The sequence below is a fragment of the Bacillus sp. 7884-1 genome, from assembly GCF_002272245.1.
Classification (GTDB): Bacteria; Bacillota; Bacilli; order Bacillales; family Cytobacillaceae; genus Neobacillus.
Genome location: NZ_NPDD01000077.1, coordinates 18,248 through 33,389 on the forward strand (window position 1 = coordinate 18,248; position 15,142 = coordinate 33,389).

The 15,142-nt window shown below is 37.7% G+C and carries 20 protein-coding genes; 15 read left to right on the top strand and 5 right to left on the bottom strand.

What is annotated here, in order from left to right:
* Nucleotides 1-30: 30 nt before the first annotated feature.
* Nucleotides 31-1,134 carry a metallophosphoesterase gene (locus CHI06_RS10075; protein ID WP_095248419.1) on the bottom strand — a complete coding sequence of 368 codons (1,104 nt, stop codon included), beginning with the start codon at nt 1,132-1,134 and terminating at the stop codon, nt 31-33.
* Nucleotides 1,135-1,264: 130 nt separating this feature from the next.
* On the opposite strand from CHI06_RS10075, the gene CHI06_RS10080 reads away from it, so the two are divergent.
* From CHI06_RS10080 to CHI06_RS10100, 5 genes are read left to right on the top strand one after another with little or no spacing between them, the layout of a single operon-like run.
* Complete coding sequence (locus CHI06_RS10080) at nt 1,265-2,029, top strand: ATP-binding protein (protein ID WP_142300941.1); 765 nt, start codon at nt 1,265-1,267, stop codon at nt 2,027-2,029.
* Between the two features lie 12 nt (nt 2,030-2,041).
* Nucleotides 2,042-2,272: a 4Fe-4S dicluster domain-containing protein gene (locus CHI06_RS10085; protein ID WP_095248421.1), complete on the top strand. Its 231-nt coding sequence runs from the start codon at nt 2,042-2,044 to the stop codon at nt 2,270-2,272.
* A 19-nt stretch (nt 2,273-2,291) separates the two neighbouring features.
* Nucleotides 2,292-3,356 (top strand): 3-methyl-2-oxobutanoate dehydrogenase subunit VorB, encoded by a 1,065-nt coding sequence (locus tag CHI06_RS10090; RefSeq protein WP_095248422.1) that lies wholly within the window; start codon nt 2,292-2,294, stop codon nt 3,354-3,356.
* Nucleotides 3,353-4,105, top strand: a complete 753-nt coding sequence (locus CHI06_RS10095; protein ID WP_257009228.1) for a thiamine pyrophosphate-dependent enzyme — start codon at nt 3,353-3,355, stop codon at nt 4,103-4,105. Before CHI06_RS10090 ends, CHI06_RS10095 begins: the two co-directional genes overlap by 4 nt.
* Nucleotides 4,106-4,107: 2 nt before the next feature.
* Nucleotides 4,108-4,650 carry a 2-oxoacid:acceptor oxidoreductase family protein gene (locus CHI06_RS10100; protein ID WP_095248423.1) on the top strand — a complete coding sequence of 181 codons (543 nt, stop codon included), beginning with the start codon at nt 4,108-4,110 and terminating at the stop codon, nt 4,648-4,650.
* 304 nt (nt 4,651-4,954) lie between these two features.
* On the opposite strand, the gene CHI06_RS10105 is transcribed toward CHI06_RS10100, so the two are convergent.
* The 3 genes from CHI06_RS10105 to CHI06_RS30430 form a co-directional block, all read right to left on the bottom strand.
* Nucleotides 4,955-5,275 carry a GNAT family N-acetyltransferase gene (locus tag CHI06_RS10105; protein WP_306453807.1) on the bottom strand — a complete coding sequence of 107 codons (321 nt, stop codon included), beginning with the start codon at nt 5,273-5,275 and terminating at the stop codon, nt 4,955-4,957.
* Between the two features lie 217 nt (nt 5,276-5,492).
* The gene (locus tag CHI06_RS10110; protein ID WP_257009229.1) at nt 5,493-6,230 is read right to left on the bottom strand and encodes a DUF3231 family protein; all 738 of its coding nucleotides are present in this window, start codon (nt 6,228-6,230) and stop codon (nt 5,493-5,495) included.
* Nucleotides 6,202-6,483 (bottom strand): DUF3231 family protein, encoded by a 282-nt coding sequence (locus CHI06_RS30430; RefSeq protein ID WP_257009230.1) that lies wholly within the window; start codon nt 6,481-6,483, stop codon nt 6,202-6,204. Before CHI06_RS30430 ends, CHI06_RS10110 begins: the two co-directional genes overlap by 29 nt.
* A 167-nt stretch (nt 6,484-6,650) precedes the next feature.
* Here CHI06_RS30430 and CHI06_RS10115 point away from each other — a divergent pair, with 167 nt between their 5' ends.
* From CHI06_RS10115 to CHI06_RS10130, 4 genes are all read left to right on the top strand, one after another.
* Nucleotides 6,651-7,232: a DUF4256 domain-containing protein gene (locus CHI06_RS10115; RefSeq protein ID WP_095248424.1), complete on the top strand. Its 582-nt coding sequence runs from the start codon at nt 6,651-6,653 to the stop codon at nt 7,230-7,232.
* Between the two features lie 254 nt (nt 7,233-7,486).
* A complete protein-coding gene (locus tag CHI06_RS10120; protein WP_095248425.1) occupies nt 7,487-8,026 on the top strand; it encodes an RNA polymerase sigma factor in 540 nt (179 codons plus the stop codon).
* A complete protein-coding gene (locus tag CHI06_RS10125) occupies nt 8,016-8,699 on the top strand; it encodes a hypothetical protein (RefSeq protein ID WP_095248426.1) in 684 nt (227 codons plus the stop codon). The genes CHI06_RS10120 and CHI06_RS10125 overlap by 11 nt, the downstream gene beginning before the upstream one ends.
* Before the next feature lie 111 nt (nt 8,700-8,810).
* Complete coding sequence (locus tag CHI06_RS10130; protein WP_373558144.1) at nt 8,811-9,212, top strand: FAS1-like dehydratase domain-containing protein; 402 nt, start codon at nt 8,811-8,813, stop codon at nt 9,210-9,212.
* Between the two features lie 230 nt (nt 9,213-9,442).
* Here CHI06_RS10130 and CHI06_RS10135 read toward each other — a convergent pair whose 3' ends face one another.
* The gene (locus CHI06_RS10135; protein WP_179292591.1) at nt 9,443-10,447 is read right to left on the bottom strand and encodes a DUF3231 family protein; all 1,005 of its coding nucleotides are present in this window, start codon (nt 10,445-10,447) and stop codon (nt 9,443-9,445) included.
* Between the two features lie 148 nt (nt 10,448-10,595).
* Between CHI06_RS10135 and CHI06_RS10140 the strand changes: the two genes are divergently transcribed.
* From CHI06_RS10140 to CHI06_RS10165, 6 genes are all read left to right on the top strand, one after another.
* Complete coding sequence (locus tag CHI06_RS10140) at nt 10,596-10,976, top strand: hypothetical protein (protein WP_095248429.1); 381 nt, start codon at nt 10,596-10,598, stop codon at nt 10,974-10,976.
* Nucleotides 10,977-11,188: 212 nt separating this feature from the next.
* A complete protein-coding gene (locus tag CHI06_RS10145; protein WP_095248430.1) occupies nt 11,189-11,467 on the top strand; it encodes an ArsR/SmtB family transcription factor in 279 nt (92 codons plus the stop codon).
* An 89-nt stretch (nt 11,468-11,556) separates the two neighbouring features.
* Nucleotides 11,557-11,940 carry a VOC family protein gene (locus CHI06_RS10150; protein WP_095248431.1) on the top strand — a complete coding sequence of 128 codons (384 nt, stop codon included), beginning with the start codon at nt 11,557-11,559 and terminating at the stop codon, nt 11,938-11,940.
* Nucleotides 11,941-12,211: 271 nt separating this feature from the next.
* Nucleotides 12,212-13,237, top strand: a complete 1,026-nt coding sequence (locus CHI06_RS10155) for an ROK family transcriptional regulator (RefSeq protein WP_095248432.1) — start codon at nt 12,212-12,214, stop codon at nt 13,235-13,237.
* A gap of 39 nt (nt 13,238-13,276) precedes the next feature.
* Nucleotides 13,277-14,503 carry an MFS transporter gene (locus CHI06_RS10160; RefSeq protein WP_095248433.1) on the top strand — a complete coding sequence of 409 codons (1,227 nt, stop codon included), beginning with the start codon at nt 13,277-13,279 and terminating at the stop codon, nt 14,501-14,503.
* 153 nt (nt 14,504-14,656) lie between these two features.
* Nucleotides 14,657-15,049, top strand: a complete 393-nt coding sequence (locus CHI06_RS10165) for a cupin domain-containing protein (protein WP_095248434.1) — start codon at nt 14,657-14,659, stop codon at nt 15,047-15,049.
* Nucleotides 15,050-15,142 lie beyond the last annotated feature (93 nt).

The window sequence follows — 15,142 nt, forward strand, 5'->3', positions numbered from 1 at the left end:
GGCTCCAGCTTTTTTCATGTATATAAATTGCTATAAACCAAGCTTTTTTAGGAAGTCTACTGTTTCTTGATGCTCAGGTTTAATTAGTTTAAGTAATTTTTTATCAGTTTTTACAAGGGGATTTCCGGTTTCATCTGCAATCGCTCTTGTAAACGATGTACTGTTTAAAACTTTCCACTTTCCGTCTTGAACCTCTAACTGAAGATCGATAATTCCAAGCCTGCTTCCAAAGGCACCTGCCATGACAACTGGCTTTCCCTTGATTTTCCCTTCGTCAATATTTGTCTTAGGTAAATCCTTGTAGGCGCGTCCCGGGAAAATGCCATGAGAATGTCCGGCTAGAATGGCATCAATTTCTTGAATCTCACTTAGGTAATAGACTGCATGTTCCGTTTCAGGATGGTATGGTTCACTATCAATACCTGTATGGGCAAGAGCAATTATAATATCTGCTCCTTCGGCCTTCATCTTCGGTACGAATTCCTTCGCGGCTTCCACTATGGGCCGCGCAATCACTTTACCTTCTAAATTTGCTTTATCCCATCGCATAATTTGAGGCGGCATAAAACCTATGACTCCAATTTTTAATTCATGACTTTGTCCCTGAATGTCGACAACATTCTTTTTTAAAATTACATAAGGCTTAAAGTAAGGCTTATTGGTTTTTGCTTTATATACATTTGCATTAACCACAGGCATTTTAGCTCCCTTTAGGACAGTTTTTAGAAATTTAAGCCCATAATTTAATTCATGATTGCCGATTGCAATCCCATCATACTTTAGATAATTAAAGGCACTGTAAACGGGATGTATTTTTCCTTTTTGAATTCCTTTTATTCTAACCAGGTATTCACCAAGCGGGTTTCCTTTTAAATGGTCGCCATTATCAAACAGAAGGGAATTCACTGCTTCATTTCTCGCCTGATGAATAAGGCTGGAGGTCTTTACCAGTCCAATTGTATTGTCTGTTTTCGTCTGGTAATAATCATAATTCACTAAAGTAGCATGTAAATCGGTCGTCTCGAGGATTCGTAAATCAACGATTCTTGTGTTTTCTGCATCCATGTTAGAAGGAAATAGTACTTGAGTGATTGCAAACATGATGAGTAAAAGGAACACCTTTTTATTGTTCATAAACGTCAACCCCCTCCAAACAGTTAATTATGTGTTATTATTTGGCAGATTGCAGCTGTTGATACATGCGAAATGAACCATTAAAAGTACAACAACATGTTCATTAAACTGTGACATTGGTCAACGCCTATTGGTGAAAACGTACTTTATAATAAAGTATATAATAGGTATTTATTTAAATGTAACCGTTTGCAAAAGAGCTTCGTTTAAGGAGGTATCCTTTACATTGAACAGAATCACCATCCTAACCGGTCACTTTGGTAGTGGCAAAACAGAGATTGCGATAAATCTGGCAATGAATGAGAAAAAGCTACATAACAAAACAGCTATTAACGACTTAGATGTCATTAATCCTTATTTTCGTTCTAGGGATGTTTCCGATCTTTTCGAGCAGCGGGATATTGAATTAATATCTCCTGCCAACCGCCTGGCAACCTCAGATTTACCCATTGTTTCGGGAGAAATCTATCGTGTTTTACATGATCCTTGCTACAGAGTGATTATCGATGCCGGTGGCGATAAAGATGGAGCTATGGCTTTGGGACAGTATTATCACGAATGGAAGTATTTAAAACCAGAGCTGTTATTCGTCCTGAACGCGAATCGTCCATATGTTAGTACCATAGAAGGTGCGAGCTACACGATTGAGCAGATTGAAAAGGCTGCTCGTTTAAAGGTAACGGGAATCATCAACAATTCAAATATCGGCAGCGAAACGAGCATGGCAGATATCCTCAACGGGTATGAGATGAGTTTGGAGGTGTCAAACATGCTTTCAATTCCGCTGCTATACACAACCATCTCTGTTGATTTAGAAAATGAAGCCAGTTGTTTTGCAAAAAGCCATCAGGTGATGTTCATCGAGCGTTATATGAAATTACCCTGGGAAGGATAGGAGTGAAAACAGGTGGAAAAAAGAGTTGTTTTTAATGAGGATATTTGTAAATCGTGCGGACTTTGTGTTCAGGTATGCCCAACAAATGTTATTTTTCTAGCAGACTATTTAAATGGAAAAGGCTATCGTCCAGCAGCCGTCACCGATCAGGACCATTGTATTAGCTGTGCGAAATGCGCCCAAATTTGCCCGGATTGTGTCATTTCCGTATACAGACCAGTCAAGGTTTTGCAAACTGTTTAATTTGAAAGGAGCCTTATTTATGGGGAAAGTGTTGATGAAAGGAAATGAAGTCATCGCGGAAGCAGCGGTCCAAGCAGGTTGTAAATACTTTTTTGGCTATCCGATTACACCGCAAAGTGAGCTTGTAGCCTACATGGCGAGAAGACTCCCAGAGGTTGGCGGCTTATTTCTGCAGGATGAAAGTGAAATCGCTGCGATCAATATGGTTTATGGTGCTGCTGGGACAGGAGTCAGGGTTATGACCTCCTCTTCAAGTCCTGGATTCAGCTTAAAACAGGAGGGAATTTCCTATTTAGTAGGTTCAGAGTTACCCGCTGTCGTTGTAAACATCGTTCGGGGCGGCCCTGGCTTAGGGAATATCCAGCCTGCCCAATCTGATTACTTCCAGGTAACAAAGGGCGGCGGTCATGGGGACTATAATATCCCCGTGTTGGCACCCGCTTCTTTACAAGAAATCGTCGAATTAACAAGTGAAGCATTTGACATCGCCGACCGCTACCGTACACCTGTGATTCTTATGGGAGATGGGATGCTCGGGCAAATGATGGAGCCAGTAGAGTTTTTAGAGCGGACTGAATCAGAGCTTCCAGAAAAGAATTGGGCAACAACCGGAACCCGCGGAGACGGACCGCGAAGAATTATCACCTCACTGGAGCTTAATGCTAAAAGCTTGGAAACTCGTAACGAAGCCTTGCAGAAAAAGTTTGCGAGAATAAAAGAAAACGAGGTTCGCTACGAAACCTATCTAACCGATGATGCTGACTATATTATGGTAGCTGTTGGCACCGTAGCCCGAATTACGATGAATGCTATTAATAAAGCTAGACAGCAAGGTTTAAAAGTAGGATTAATCCGTCCAATTTCACTTTGGCCATTCCCAGAAAAACCGTTCCTAGAAACGAGAGATGTAGTAAAAGGATATATTTCCGTAGAAATGAGTGCCGGTCAAATGGTTGAGGATGTGAGATTGGCTGTTAATGGTCATACAGAGGTGGACTTTTACGGACGGACAGGCGGAGTAGTACCAACTCAGGAAGAAATTTATCAAAAGATTTTAACTGTAACCGGAGGTATTACGGTATGAGTATGAAAACAGTTTTTAAAAAGACAAACGGTTTGACCGATAACCCAACACACTACTGTCCGGGCTGTACACACGGCGTCATCCACCGGCTTGTCGGTGAGGTTTTGGAAGAAATGGATATTTTAGAGGACACGATTGGGGTTGCCTCTGTCGGGTGTTCGGTTTTATCCTATGAATATTTTAATTGTGATATGACCCAGGCGGCTCACGGCCGGGCTCCAGCTGTGGCAACAGGTGTGAAGAGGGTGCTGCCTGACCGCTATGTATTTACCTATCAAGGTGATGGGGACCTAGCATCCATCGGTATAAGTGAAGTCATTCATGCTGCCGCTAGAGGGGAAAAAATTACGGTTATTTTTGTAAATAATGCGATTTATGGTATGACAGGCGGACAAATGGCACCGACTACCTTGATCGGCCAAAAAACAGCTACTACCCCTTTTGGACGTGATGAAAGTATTCAGGGATCGCCGATTAAAGTCTGTGAAATGCTGGCTACTTTAGATGGAACTGCCTACATTGAAAGAGTTTCTGCACATGATGTACCACATATCCAAAAGGCAAAACGTGCGATTCGGAAGGCGTTTGAAGCACAAAAAAATGGGCTTGGCTTTTCAATGGTTGAGATATTATCAACCTGCCCGACAAACTGGGGTCTTGATCCTTACGAATCCCTTGAATGGGTAAAAGAAAATATGATTCCTGCTTATCCTCTAGGCGTTTACAAAAATATCGAGGGGGGCCAGTAAACATGTTGGAGGAAATCATTATCGCAGGTTTTGGCGGACAGGGTGTCATGTCAATGGGTCAACTGATAGCATATGCAGGCATGCTCGAAGGGAAAGGCGTTTCATGGCTTCCATCCTATGGTCCTGAACAACGCGGCGGAACGGCAAACTGTGCAGTGATTGTATCCGATGAACCCGTTGGTTCCCCGCTAGTCACAAATCCTTCGACAGCTATAATTCTAAATAATCCTTCCTTCGATAAATTCGAACACCGTGTACGTCCAGGAGGATTATTGATTATTAATTCATCATTAGTGACAAGAGTTTCCGAACGCAGTGATATCGAAATCATTGAATTAACTGCAACCGATATGGCAGCAGATCTTGGAAATGCACGGGTCGCGAACATGATTTTATTAGGCGCCTTTATCGAACTGACAAAGGTAGTTTCGAGTGAATCCATCATCGAATCATTGAAAAAAGTACTGTCAGAAGAAAAACACCATTTAATTGAGGTTAACAAACAAGCTCTCAATAAGGGGCTTAGTTCTGTAAAAACAGCCTGATTATCATTCAGGCTGTTTTTACATTTGGGGGCCATCATTAAATGGAAGCATACACGGGAAATTTAGAAATTTTTCGGACATTAACGCTATTCGTACCCGTTCAGGTTGAAAAAGGGGCCAAGTGGTAACGAATAAAGGCTATTCGTGCCCGTTCGGACTAAAAAAGGAGCCAAGTAGTAACGAAAATTTCTAATCGTGCTTTATTGATTTTATAACAACTTATATAGGTAATATTCGTTTACGAATTCCCCGTTAATTTTCAGTGAGTGAACTTTTTCTCCTTCTAAAACAAACCACATCTTCTTTATAAGTTAAACGCCTTCGTCTTGCCTTTAATAACCGTTAATCCCAATCTGGAAATTCCAACGTCTTTTGCCCAAACAAACAATTTGTTAAATAGCTTAGTCGCAATACCTTGACCTCGGTAATCTTCTGAAACTCCTAAAACTAGATAGCAGGAATGTTGATTTCGTTTTAAATTACTGCCTATTGCTGCAATAAACCCTACAAGTTTGTTTTCCGTTTCGGCAACAAAGAAGATTGAGTTTTTTTCAATCATAATTTTTTTGATTGATATTCTTTGTTGTTCAACCGTTGTTTCTCGTTCCCCAGGTTCATATAACATAAACCCCGTCTCATCAGTATTCTTGCTTAATTCTTATAACCGAGAATATCACTCGTGAAAATGTTTTTATCAAATCGTTGAAGGAATATACAAACAACAAAACTAGCAGTTCACTCACTGCTAGTTTTCATCACAATAACGCAAAGTTGCTATGTACTTTGCGTTTTCTTATGTAATTTGTGGTTTAATTATATGCCAGTGGTTATGAGGTTTTCTGTTAATTAGTTTCAGGTTGTTTTTCTAACCATCCATGTTTAACCATAATATTATAAGAAATCGCACCTGCCTCCATAGCATGGGTAAATACTTTACTATAGTTTACGATTATATCGGACCTGTAGCTTGAACCTAATGATGCACCATAATAAGTAAGAGCCGCATTAACTAAAAATCCGGCATGAAACATGATCAATTTATCTGAAAATGGACTTACGGTAGAATCTGTAATCTCTTCATCCCACTTTTCAGGTATTGGTAAATGATCCTGTTGTAATATAGTGTCAGAGCTTTCAGCATCTTTCCCTGCTAATTTAACGTTTTTTAACATAAAATTACGAACATCTTCACGCACCGCCACCTGACTAAAAGCTAAACTTAACGAGCTGATAAATCCAGTTTTCGTTGAATTAAAGAAAAGGGTGCTGATTTCCGAACTATTTAGTGGTCTTTTGTCTCCAATTAAATTAGAAATGAATCCTGTCGATTCCATAAACTCCACTCCATGAGGTGAAGGAATGGATGGAACACTTGTATATTTTGGTTGGTTTTTAGCCAATTCCACTATTTTTTGGAACAATTCTTTAGAGGATACTGTGCAATCAAAAAAGTAATCTTGAAGGTCTAGTCGCTCCGTGTTTGAAACAGCCAAGCCATATGCAGTTATCCCATGTATTGTCATAATATAGGAGTAAAATAGTAGAAATTGGTCAGAAAAATAGACGAGGTGCATTAACATTCACGTCATTCTCTGTAAATCCTTTTGGGATTTGGAAATTAGCACTATCTAAGAATTCGGTGATTTTCGTAATATGGCTCTCAGCTAACTTTAATGCGAATTCTAAAATAGGTTTAATTTCATTATTTTCAACTATGTTAAGGAAATATTTATAAACACATACTGCCATACTATCACCCAAATACTGAAGCCAAAGGGCGGATACTTCTGCAGCGGTCAAGGTAATGGTCTTTGATTTCCTGAAAATCCCCATAGGAAATACCTCTAATTCTACTCATTTTCTATTCTAGGATTAGTTTATGATATTGGTATTGAAGTATACAGTTTCCTTTATTTTTATTTAATCTGGAGGAATGGATTTTCATAATCAGATAAATTATTGTAAACTAAATTTACATAGTTATTAAGGGGGAAATTAGCATGACAAACAAAAATGAAATCAGCAATAAAAAGGAGTTATCACTAGAACACCCTGAAGAATTGCTCAGCGTATTAAAAGCCCGTTTTGAGAAAAACATGCACCGCCATAAAGGTCTCGAATGGGCTAAAGTCCAAGCTAAGCTGGATGCTAATACTGAAAAACTGTGGTCGCTCATTGAAATGGAAAGAACCGGCGGTGAACCGGATGTTGTTGGTTATGATGAAAAGAAGGATGAATACATTTTTTGTGATTGTTCAGCGGAAAGTCCTATAGGTCGCAGAAGTGTATGTTACGACCGTGAAGCGCTGGAGGCAAGGAAAAAACATAAACCAGAAAATAGTGCTATGAATATGGCAGTTGAAATGGGCATTGAAGTTTTAACGGAAGAACAATACCGTGCCTTGCAGAAACTTGAAAGATTCGATTTGAAAACGTCGAGTTGGGTGCAAACACCCTCTGATATTAGAAAACTCGGCGGTGCCCTTTTTTGCGATTGTCGCTTCGGACACGTCTTCTTGTATCATAACGGTGCGGACTCCTACTATGGAGCCAGAGGGTTTCGTGGCTCGCTAAGGGTCTAAATTTGCACAGACAGCTAAATTTGAATTTGTGAACGGGATCACCTAGGGAAAAGCTTTAATTTCATTCTTCAAGATACGGGTGCGTTTATGGAAAATCATATGCCTAATTCCTCGCTAAAAATGCGGAGGGATTAGGCTTTTTATCTTTCAAAGTGTTGTTATGTGAGTGAAATCAGTCAATAAACAAAATCCTGTAACTTTTTCTTAAGTTAAACGATTAATAGATGAATAATTCAATGTAAGGGGGGAAAGGTTTGTTTGATTTAGAGAATTTGGAAGAAAAAATCAGTGAAATATATAATCATCATTATTTAGATGTTTATAGATTCCTTATTTGTTTTTCGGGGAATCAAGATGAAGCGGAGGATATGACACAAGAAGTATTTATTCGTTTACTGAAAAACTTATCAAACTTCAATGGTCATAGTACTATCAAAACTTGGATTTTTTCAATCGCAAAACATGTAGCAATAGACCACTATAGAAAGAAGAGGTTTTCTTCTATTTTTAAAGAGGGATTTTTCAAGAATATGGTTTCAAAGGAAAAAGGACCAAATGAATTAGTTGAACTTAGTGAAATGCAAAAGTTAGTGCATGAAGGAATCTCGAAATTAAAACCCAATTATAGAGCAGTCGTTTTGCTTAGAGGTATAAATGAATTTTCAATAAAAGAAACAGCTGAGATCCTCAAATGCAGTGAATCAAAGGTCAAAGTAGATTATCACAGAGCTTTAAAAGACCTTAAACAGAAATTGTATATAGATGTAAAGGAGGCAATTGGAAATGCAAACTGATAAGGATTTGTTCAATCTAATTAAAGAATCATTTCCTTTACAACCAAGGCAGGAATTTGTTTCATCAACGGAAGATAAACTTAGAGAAAGTGCAAGAAAAGTCAGTAGGAGGTACATGATGAAACGGTTATCGTATGTATCAAGTGGTATCACATTGTGTGTTCTGGCATTTTCATGGTTTTTCTTTTTTAATGGAAAGGATATTGTTTTGAATACTCTCACTTCACTTGGAGCAAACGAAACTCAAGATGAAAATATACGGAATATGGAAGCTGTTTTACAGAATGCCCTTACAGGTCCAAGTGATGAATTCAAAGAAATTATCAATCAAACCGAATGGATAGAACCTTTACGGCAATATGAAGAAAATCGATATAAAAAATATTTTGCAGATGATACGTCCTACATGGAATTCGTAAATAGCTATGGAGCAGTATTAATGAATACTCCGCTAAGGAATGGATACCAATTAAAGGTGAAAAACATCGAATACGAAAAAATAGATACCAACGACATGGTCTATAATTTCTCAGTAGAATTACAGTATCAAAAGGAAGGTAGTGAGTTATGGGAAGTTGAAACGGTGAGTGGGCAAGCTAATTTAACTGCAGAACATAAGCTAGAAGGTGTGGTCATTCGTATTAATGACTTTTTGGGTTTCTTGGATAAATAAAAGTAGATTCTAAAGCCCGTCAGTACATGCCATTTCCTCCTAACGGGCTAGTTAACTATAAGAAAGTCAACAATTGTTTGAATCTTCGAGTTTATTTATACTAGAATTAGTATAAAATTCAAGGAGGAGTCCAGATTGGTAATAAATGTAGGAGATATAATTAGGTTTGAACGTACCTTCAACAAAGAAGATGTGGAAATGTTTACAAAAGTATCTTTGGATGAAGGGAATCATCATATTACCCCAGACGAACAGGGAAGACTTGTCATACAAGGATTGTTGACAGCCACATTACCTACAAAGGTTGGTGGAGATAATAATGTACTGGCTCGCTCTATGAATTTTGAGTTCTTGAGACCAGTTTTTACAGGAGACACAATAATATGTGAAGTAACAATTGAACAGTTTGAAAAGCAAGATAATAATAGAATGTCTATTGTGGCAACTTTCCTTTGTTTAAATCAGAATGAGAAACAAGTGTTGAGAGGGAACTTTGCGGGAGTGATATTATAAAAATTGGAGAAATTGAAGCATTGACGCCGGGACGGCAAAGAGCAAACATTCTTTTCTCAACCTAAACAATCCAGAGTAAATTTTCATACCTTTATAACATTAAAAAACCATCTTCTTAAAAGTAAATGAGGATGGTTTTTAGAATTAATCCAATTATTATTCCAGGAAAAACAAACAATGTTGAGACTAAACAGGACCCATAACATTTCAAATATCGTTAAGTTGTTTGGCTACACTTCTTTAGCAATTTCTTTTCTATTAGGGGCAAGTGGCGGCTGTTCTAGCCATTTATTTTGAACCATAAGATTAAGCCACTTTTTTGTAACCATAAGATTTTTTAGAATAGTCCCCTCATAAGCGGCCACAAGGTCTGTTCGCATGGATGATGCTAGACCTGCCCCATGATAGTTTTGTGCAGCTTGGAACAAGAAACCAATATGATACAACATTAACTTATCCGAAAAAGGGGAGTCCGTTGAAGTTGTAACTTCTGTTTCCCAAGATTTCGGAACTGGAAGGTTATCCGTTTGCATTATTTTTGAAAATGTTTTTATTTGACCATCAGCTGTGTTCTGAGAATCCGTTAAAAACTTTCTTACTTCTTTTGTTTGGGCGACTTGACCGAAAGCAATAGATAGGGTTTTTGCCATGATGCTTTTTTTTAGGTTGAAAGAAATAGTAATGATTTCAGTTGCTGCTAATTTTCTACCTTTTCCGAAAAGTCCATCTGTGAAATCTTGGCTGGTTACAAATTCAGGGTTTTTTGCTGGATAAAATAAAGGATCCCTCTGAAAATTTCCTTTTTCAAGCAATAATTCAATCGTTTGATGATACATCTTTTTCGCATCATTATCACAAGAATCGTAAAATTCCCTTAAGTCTTTTCTAACAGAAACAGCGAATGAAGTGGTATGCCCCAGCAGACCATGTAATGTCATGATATGTAAATAATTTAGGCAAAATATATCCGTGAATAATCTTTGTTTACCTTCAAAAAGGTCTAATTCTGTAAATCCAATTGGAACTGGAAAGCCCTCCTTCTCAATAAAGGTTACGATTTGTTTCTTTTGTTTTCCAAACGTCATAATTGCACTCTCAAAAATGGCTTTAATTTGCGCGTCCTCAATAATTGTGACCATATATCTATTTACCACATCTGTCATGGTACCGTTCACATATTCTCCCCATAGTGTTCCTATTTCAGAGGATGTAAGCTTTAAGTTATTCTCATCCACAATATCACCTCCTGAATATTATTTGCCAATTTATCAAGTGATATGAATTTCATGTTCCCTTAAAGAGTAAAAGGTGGTTCGGAGGGAATCTGGTGATGCATCTGATTCCATTGATGGGTGAAAAAGCGGGATTCTAAAATGAAAAATATTGTTATACAATGAAGTGGGGCATTGTATCGATGTTGATTCTTTCAAACGAGGATTAGAAAAAACATTTGAACTTGTCAGATTCTCGAATAAATACTTTGATCAGCAACAGCCTTGGAAACAAATTAAGGATGATCCTGAGTCTTGCAACCAAACCTTGGCAGATTGTGTTTATCTGATTGCAAATTTAGCTCATATTCTCACCCCATTTCTTCCTTTTTCAAGCAGAAAAGTCAAGGAAATGATAAACACAACAGAAAGCGAATGGAAAGCGTTTTTAGTCAAATCAAAGCATTTATCAAATGTGGAACCATTGTTTGAACGAATAGATCCAGTTAGGATTGAAGAAGAGCTAAAAAGATTAAACAACCAAACTGTTTAAAACTTCTAAAATGTAAAAGGAGCATAACTCATATGCTCCTTTTTTAGTGCTAATTTAGTTGTTAATTAAGTTACCAATTAAACAAATAAATAGTTCACTTTTTTAATAGGTGAATTTAACTTATAAAGATTGTATGATACGGTTCCTTCATCACGCAACCATACAGTTGCGTATGCTTGACAGGCAACCCTAGAGTTGCTTATACTTAATATATGAATTGGGACAAAGACGCTATATTTAAAGCACTGGGAGATTCGACTCGGAGGCTTATATTAGACGAACTATCCGAACGCAACGAGCTAACGTTGTATGAACTTACGGTACGACTCATTATGAAGCACAATCTTTCCATTTCGCGACAAGCGATCGCTAAACATCTTTCTGTATTGGAAGATGCAGGGCTCGTAAAGTCAAAACGAAAGGGAAAATACCGAGTACTTCTATTTAACAACGAACCACTTAAAAATTTGCTGAAAGGATGGTTAGAGTAATTTTATTCAACAACATCTGATAAATGTTGTGGTTTTTCTACTCGTAGCCTGAGCACGAACATCTAAAATATAAAAGGAGGCAAAACAGTATGAAAATTATTGTTACCAGTTTATTCGTACAAGATCAAGACAAGGCACTGGAGTTTTATACAGAAAAGCTAGGCTTTGTTAAAAAGCATGACGTTCCCACCGGAGAATATAGGTGGATAACACTTGTTTCTCCAGATGAACAAAACGGTACTGAACTTTTGCTCGAACCCAATGTCCATCCTGCTGCAAAGGAGTATCAAAAGAAAATAACTTCTGAAGGCATCCCAGCAACAATGTTTGGCGTTGCGGATATTCGAAAAGAGTACGAACGATTAATGGAAAAAGACGTAAAGTTTACTATGGAACCGACAAAAATGGGCGAAGTCACAATAGCTGTCTTTGACGATACATGTGGCAACCTTATTCAGATAATACAGCAGTAACTTCAAGACGAAGTAGCCAAATTTTAACGATTTTATTAGTCCCTTTTAAGCTCAGTTAAGTGTTTTTTATCAAAAATTAAACAACTTTATATTAACTAAAAGAGAAGTCCTTAGAAATTATCTAAGGGCTACTCTTGTTGAAATAAGTTTTGTTTTCGGTAATTTTTTATGATATATTATTATCATTACTTATTAAAGTCGTTTAATAAGTTTTTTTGTTCGATACTTATTAAAATGGTTTAATAAGTCTATTTAATAGGAGGTAACCCTTGTGAATGCTACTCCAAAAACGCTGAGAACGGAAATCCTTCGTAATATTCGTAAATCTCTTTTAGAAGTTGAAAGTGTAACCAAAGTTGAACTAAGCGATAAATTAGGAATTAGTTTCCCTACAATAAGTAAATTCTTAGCACAGATGGAAAAGGAAGGTGAACTTATTTTAGTCGGCCTTGATGATTCAAGTGGTGGAAGAAGGGCAAAAAGATATACATACAATCCGGAATACATGCTAGGGTTGGCCATCTTTTTAGAGAGAACAGAGATAAATTATATTGTTTTTAACTGTTTAGGAGAGGTGAAGGATGCGGGGAATACCTCAAACTTTTTAGTAGATGATGGTTTAACATCTATAACCGAATGTATTGAAGAGATAGTGGAAAAATATCCGAAGATTAATTCTATAGCCATTGGTGTACCTGGTTCCGTTGAAAATGGGCGAATCTTTTATATACCAGGTTATAAGCCTCTTCAGAACTTTGATTTAAAGGGATTCTTGGAAAATCGTTTCTCCATACCTGTTGTAATAGAGAATGATATGAATGCGGCAGTGCTTGGTTATCACGATAGTAAGGGAATCAAAAAAAATAACTCTCTAATTTATTTATATTCAGGTCAAAATGGCCCAGGTGCAGGAATCATGGTAAATGGAGTTGTGGTGCGAGGCAGCACTAATTTTTCAGGTGAAGTTTCTTTCGTTCCACAGTATGATGAACGAAATTTCGGGCAGGCTTTGGAAAGTGGAAACCGGTCTAAAAAAGCAATTATAAGTGAGGAAAATGAGATCGATGCCATTAGCAGATTAGTAGCTTCATTTGCAGCGATAATTAACCCTCACGCCATTATTTTTTGCGATGATGAAGTCAACCAATTTATCATAGACCAAATTGTAGAACGAAGCTCAAAGTATATTCCAGCAGAGCATCTTCCAGAACTTTTAATGAGTGATTGGAAACAAGACTATCTACTTGGATTACAAAGTCTTGGTCTTGACCTCATGATCACCGATATGAGCAGCTAAGACATATTAACACATTTCAAATTCATGGGGAGTTTATTCATGGCTACATTCTTTTTAGTTATTATTTACTTGGCTTTTATCAGCTTAGGTTTACCAGATTCATTATTGGGAGTGTCATGGTCTTTGATGGAATCGGAATTTGGAGCACGGCTAGAAACTGCCGGATTGCTTTTTATGACCATTGCTGGAGGAACGATCATTTCCAGTTTTGCTAGCGGAGCTGTGCTTAAACGCTTCGGAACCGGCATTGTCACATTTGTCAGCGTCTTAATGACAGCCGGAGCATTGCTCGGCTTTCACTTTGCCCCTTCAATTTTTTGGTTATTTATTTGTGCGATACCACTTGGTTTAGGTGCGGGTGCAGTGGATGCGGGATTAAACAATTATGTAGCTTCACATTACAAAGCCCACCATATGAGTTGGCTTCATTGTTTTTGGGGAGTTGGGGCTACAATGGGACCTGTAATTATGGCACAGTATATTTCTGGTCAAAATACTTGGAGAAGCGGGTATCTTGCCATTGCAGGTTTCCAGTTTGTTTTAGTTGTTATTCTCTTCTTAACTTTGCCCTTATGGAACAAAGTTGCAGGAAACAACAATGAGATCGCAGCTACGGAGCATGAAAAAACAAATAGTGGATTGAATGAAGCAAATTCTAAAAATCAAAATCCCTTGCACATTAGGGGCGTGAAGCTAGCTTTACTAGCTTTCTTGTTTTATTGTGGAGCAGAAGCAACTATGGGACTTTGGGGAAGTAGTTTCCTGGTAAATGTTAAAGAATTATCCGTGGATGTCGCAGCAAAATGGGTTTCCTTGTATTACGCAGGAATAACGGTCGGAAGATTTATAACAGGCTTTATTACATTTAAAGTAAGTAACCGCAATCTCATTCGGATGGGGCAAATAATTGCATTAACTGGTGCCTCACTTCTATTCTTGCCCTTGCCGTCCGCATTCTCGCTTGTAGGCTTTATTTTGGTCGGGCTAGGATTAGCACCTATTTTTCCATGTATGTTACAAGAGACACCAATCCGATTTGGACAGGAGCATTCTCAGACTATTATGGGGTATCAAATGGCTGTTGCTTATACAGGCAGCACGTTCTTGCCTCCACTTCTTGGTTTCATTGCAGCAAACTCAACAATAGGAATCTTCCCATTTTTCATTGCAGGTTTTATTGCAATCATGCTTTTGGGCTCTGAAAAGCTAAATGGACTATTGATCAGAAACGATTTATTAGGCAGAAAAGGTAGGAATTTAATTTAATAGATTTATTTAATTTATATTTAACACGTCTACAAGCTGTTTTTTTTGGTTTTTCTCAACACGATTAGAAATAATAAACAGTGATACGTTTCACTTAATTGAAAATGATTTTCAGTTAAGATAAAGGCAGGAATTCACTGGGAGGGAAATAGGATGGAAAAAAATTCAGTTAAAGCCTATCAAGAGTTCAGCGAAGAAAGATTTACAAAACGTATTATTTACAAAAAAGGTGAAACAACAGCGTTTGTATTAAATTTCATGCCTGGACAACAGCTTCCCGTTCATAAGCACCCTGGTACAGAAGTTTATCTTTATGTAGTCACTGGGACTGGCACCTTCATTGTCGATGGTCAGGAAACACCAGTATCAGAAGCAGATTTGGTTCATGTTGGCGGCGACGAAGAGCTTGCCTTTAACAATAATGGCAGTGAACCTGTCAGCTTATATGTTGTGTTAAGTAAAGTACCTAGCGAACAATACGCGAAAAATACCATTATAAAAAGGAAAGGCAGCAAAGTTGCTGCCCTTTTTGCATTAATGGCTTAATTGTTTGTTGAATTTTACAGGTAGTGTTCCCTTGAACCCTCATTTTCGTCATCTAAGGGAACGATTCCTAACGGGAAGCTATAAAGTTATTTT

Coding starts and splice junctions, on each gene's coding strand:
- CHI06_RS10100 (WP_095248423.1), top strand. CDS start 4,108: ATGTTGGAGGAAATCATTATCGCAGGTTTTGGCGGACAGGGTGTCATG.
- CHI06_RS10110 (WP_257009229.1), bottom strand. CDS start 6,230: ATGTTAATGCACCTCGTCTATTTTTCTGACCAATTTCTACTATTTTAC.
- CHI06_RS10090 (WP_095248422.1), top strand. CDS start 2,292: ATGGGGAAAGTGTTGATGAAAGGAAATGAAGTCATCGCGGAAGCAGCG.
- CHI06_RS10165 (WP_095248434.1), top strand. CDS start 14,657: ATGGAAAAAAATTCAGTTAAAGCCTATCAAGAGTTCAGCGAAGAAAGA.
- CHI06_RS10095 (WP_257009228.1), top strand. CDS start 3,353: ATGAGTATGAAAACAGTTTTTAAAAAGACAAACGGTTTGACCGATAAC.
- CHI06_RS10145 (WP_095248430.1), top strand. CDS start 11,189: ATGAATTGGGACAAAGACGCTATATTTAAAGCACTGGGAGATTCGACT.
- CHI06_RS30430 (WP_257009230.1), bottom strand. CDS start 6,483: ATGGGGATTTTCAGGAAATCAAAGACCATTACCTTGACCGCTGCAGAA.
- CHI06_RS10160 (WP_095248433.1), top strand. CDS start 13,277: ATGGCTACATTCTTTTTAGTTATTATTTACTTGGCTTTTATCAGCTTA.
- CHI06_RS10115 (WP_095248424.1), top strand. CDS start 6,651: ATGACAAACAAAAATGAAATCAGCAATAAAAAGGAGTTATCACTAGAA.
- CHI06_RS10150 (WP_095248431.1), top strand. CDS start 11,557: ATGAAAATTATTGTTACCAGTTTATTCGTACAAGATCAAGACAAGGCA.
- CHI06_RS10125 (WP_095248426.1), top strand. CDS start 8,016: ATGCAAACTGATAAGGATTTGTTCAATCTAATTAAAGAATCATTTCCT.
- CHI06_RS10105 (WP_306453807.1), bottom strand. CDS start 5,275: ATGTTATATGAACCTGGGGAACGAGAAACAACGGTTGAACAACAAAGA.
- CHI06_RS10075 (WP_095248419.1), bottom strand. CDS start 1,134: ATGAACAATAAAAAGGTGTTCCTTTTACTCATCATGTTTGCAATCACT.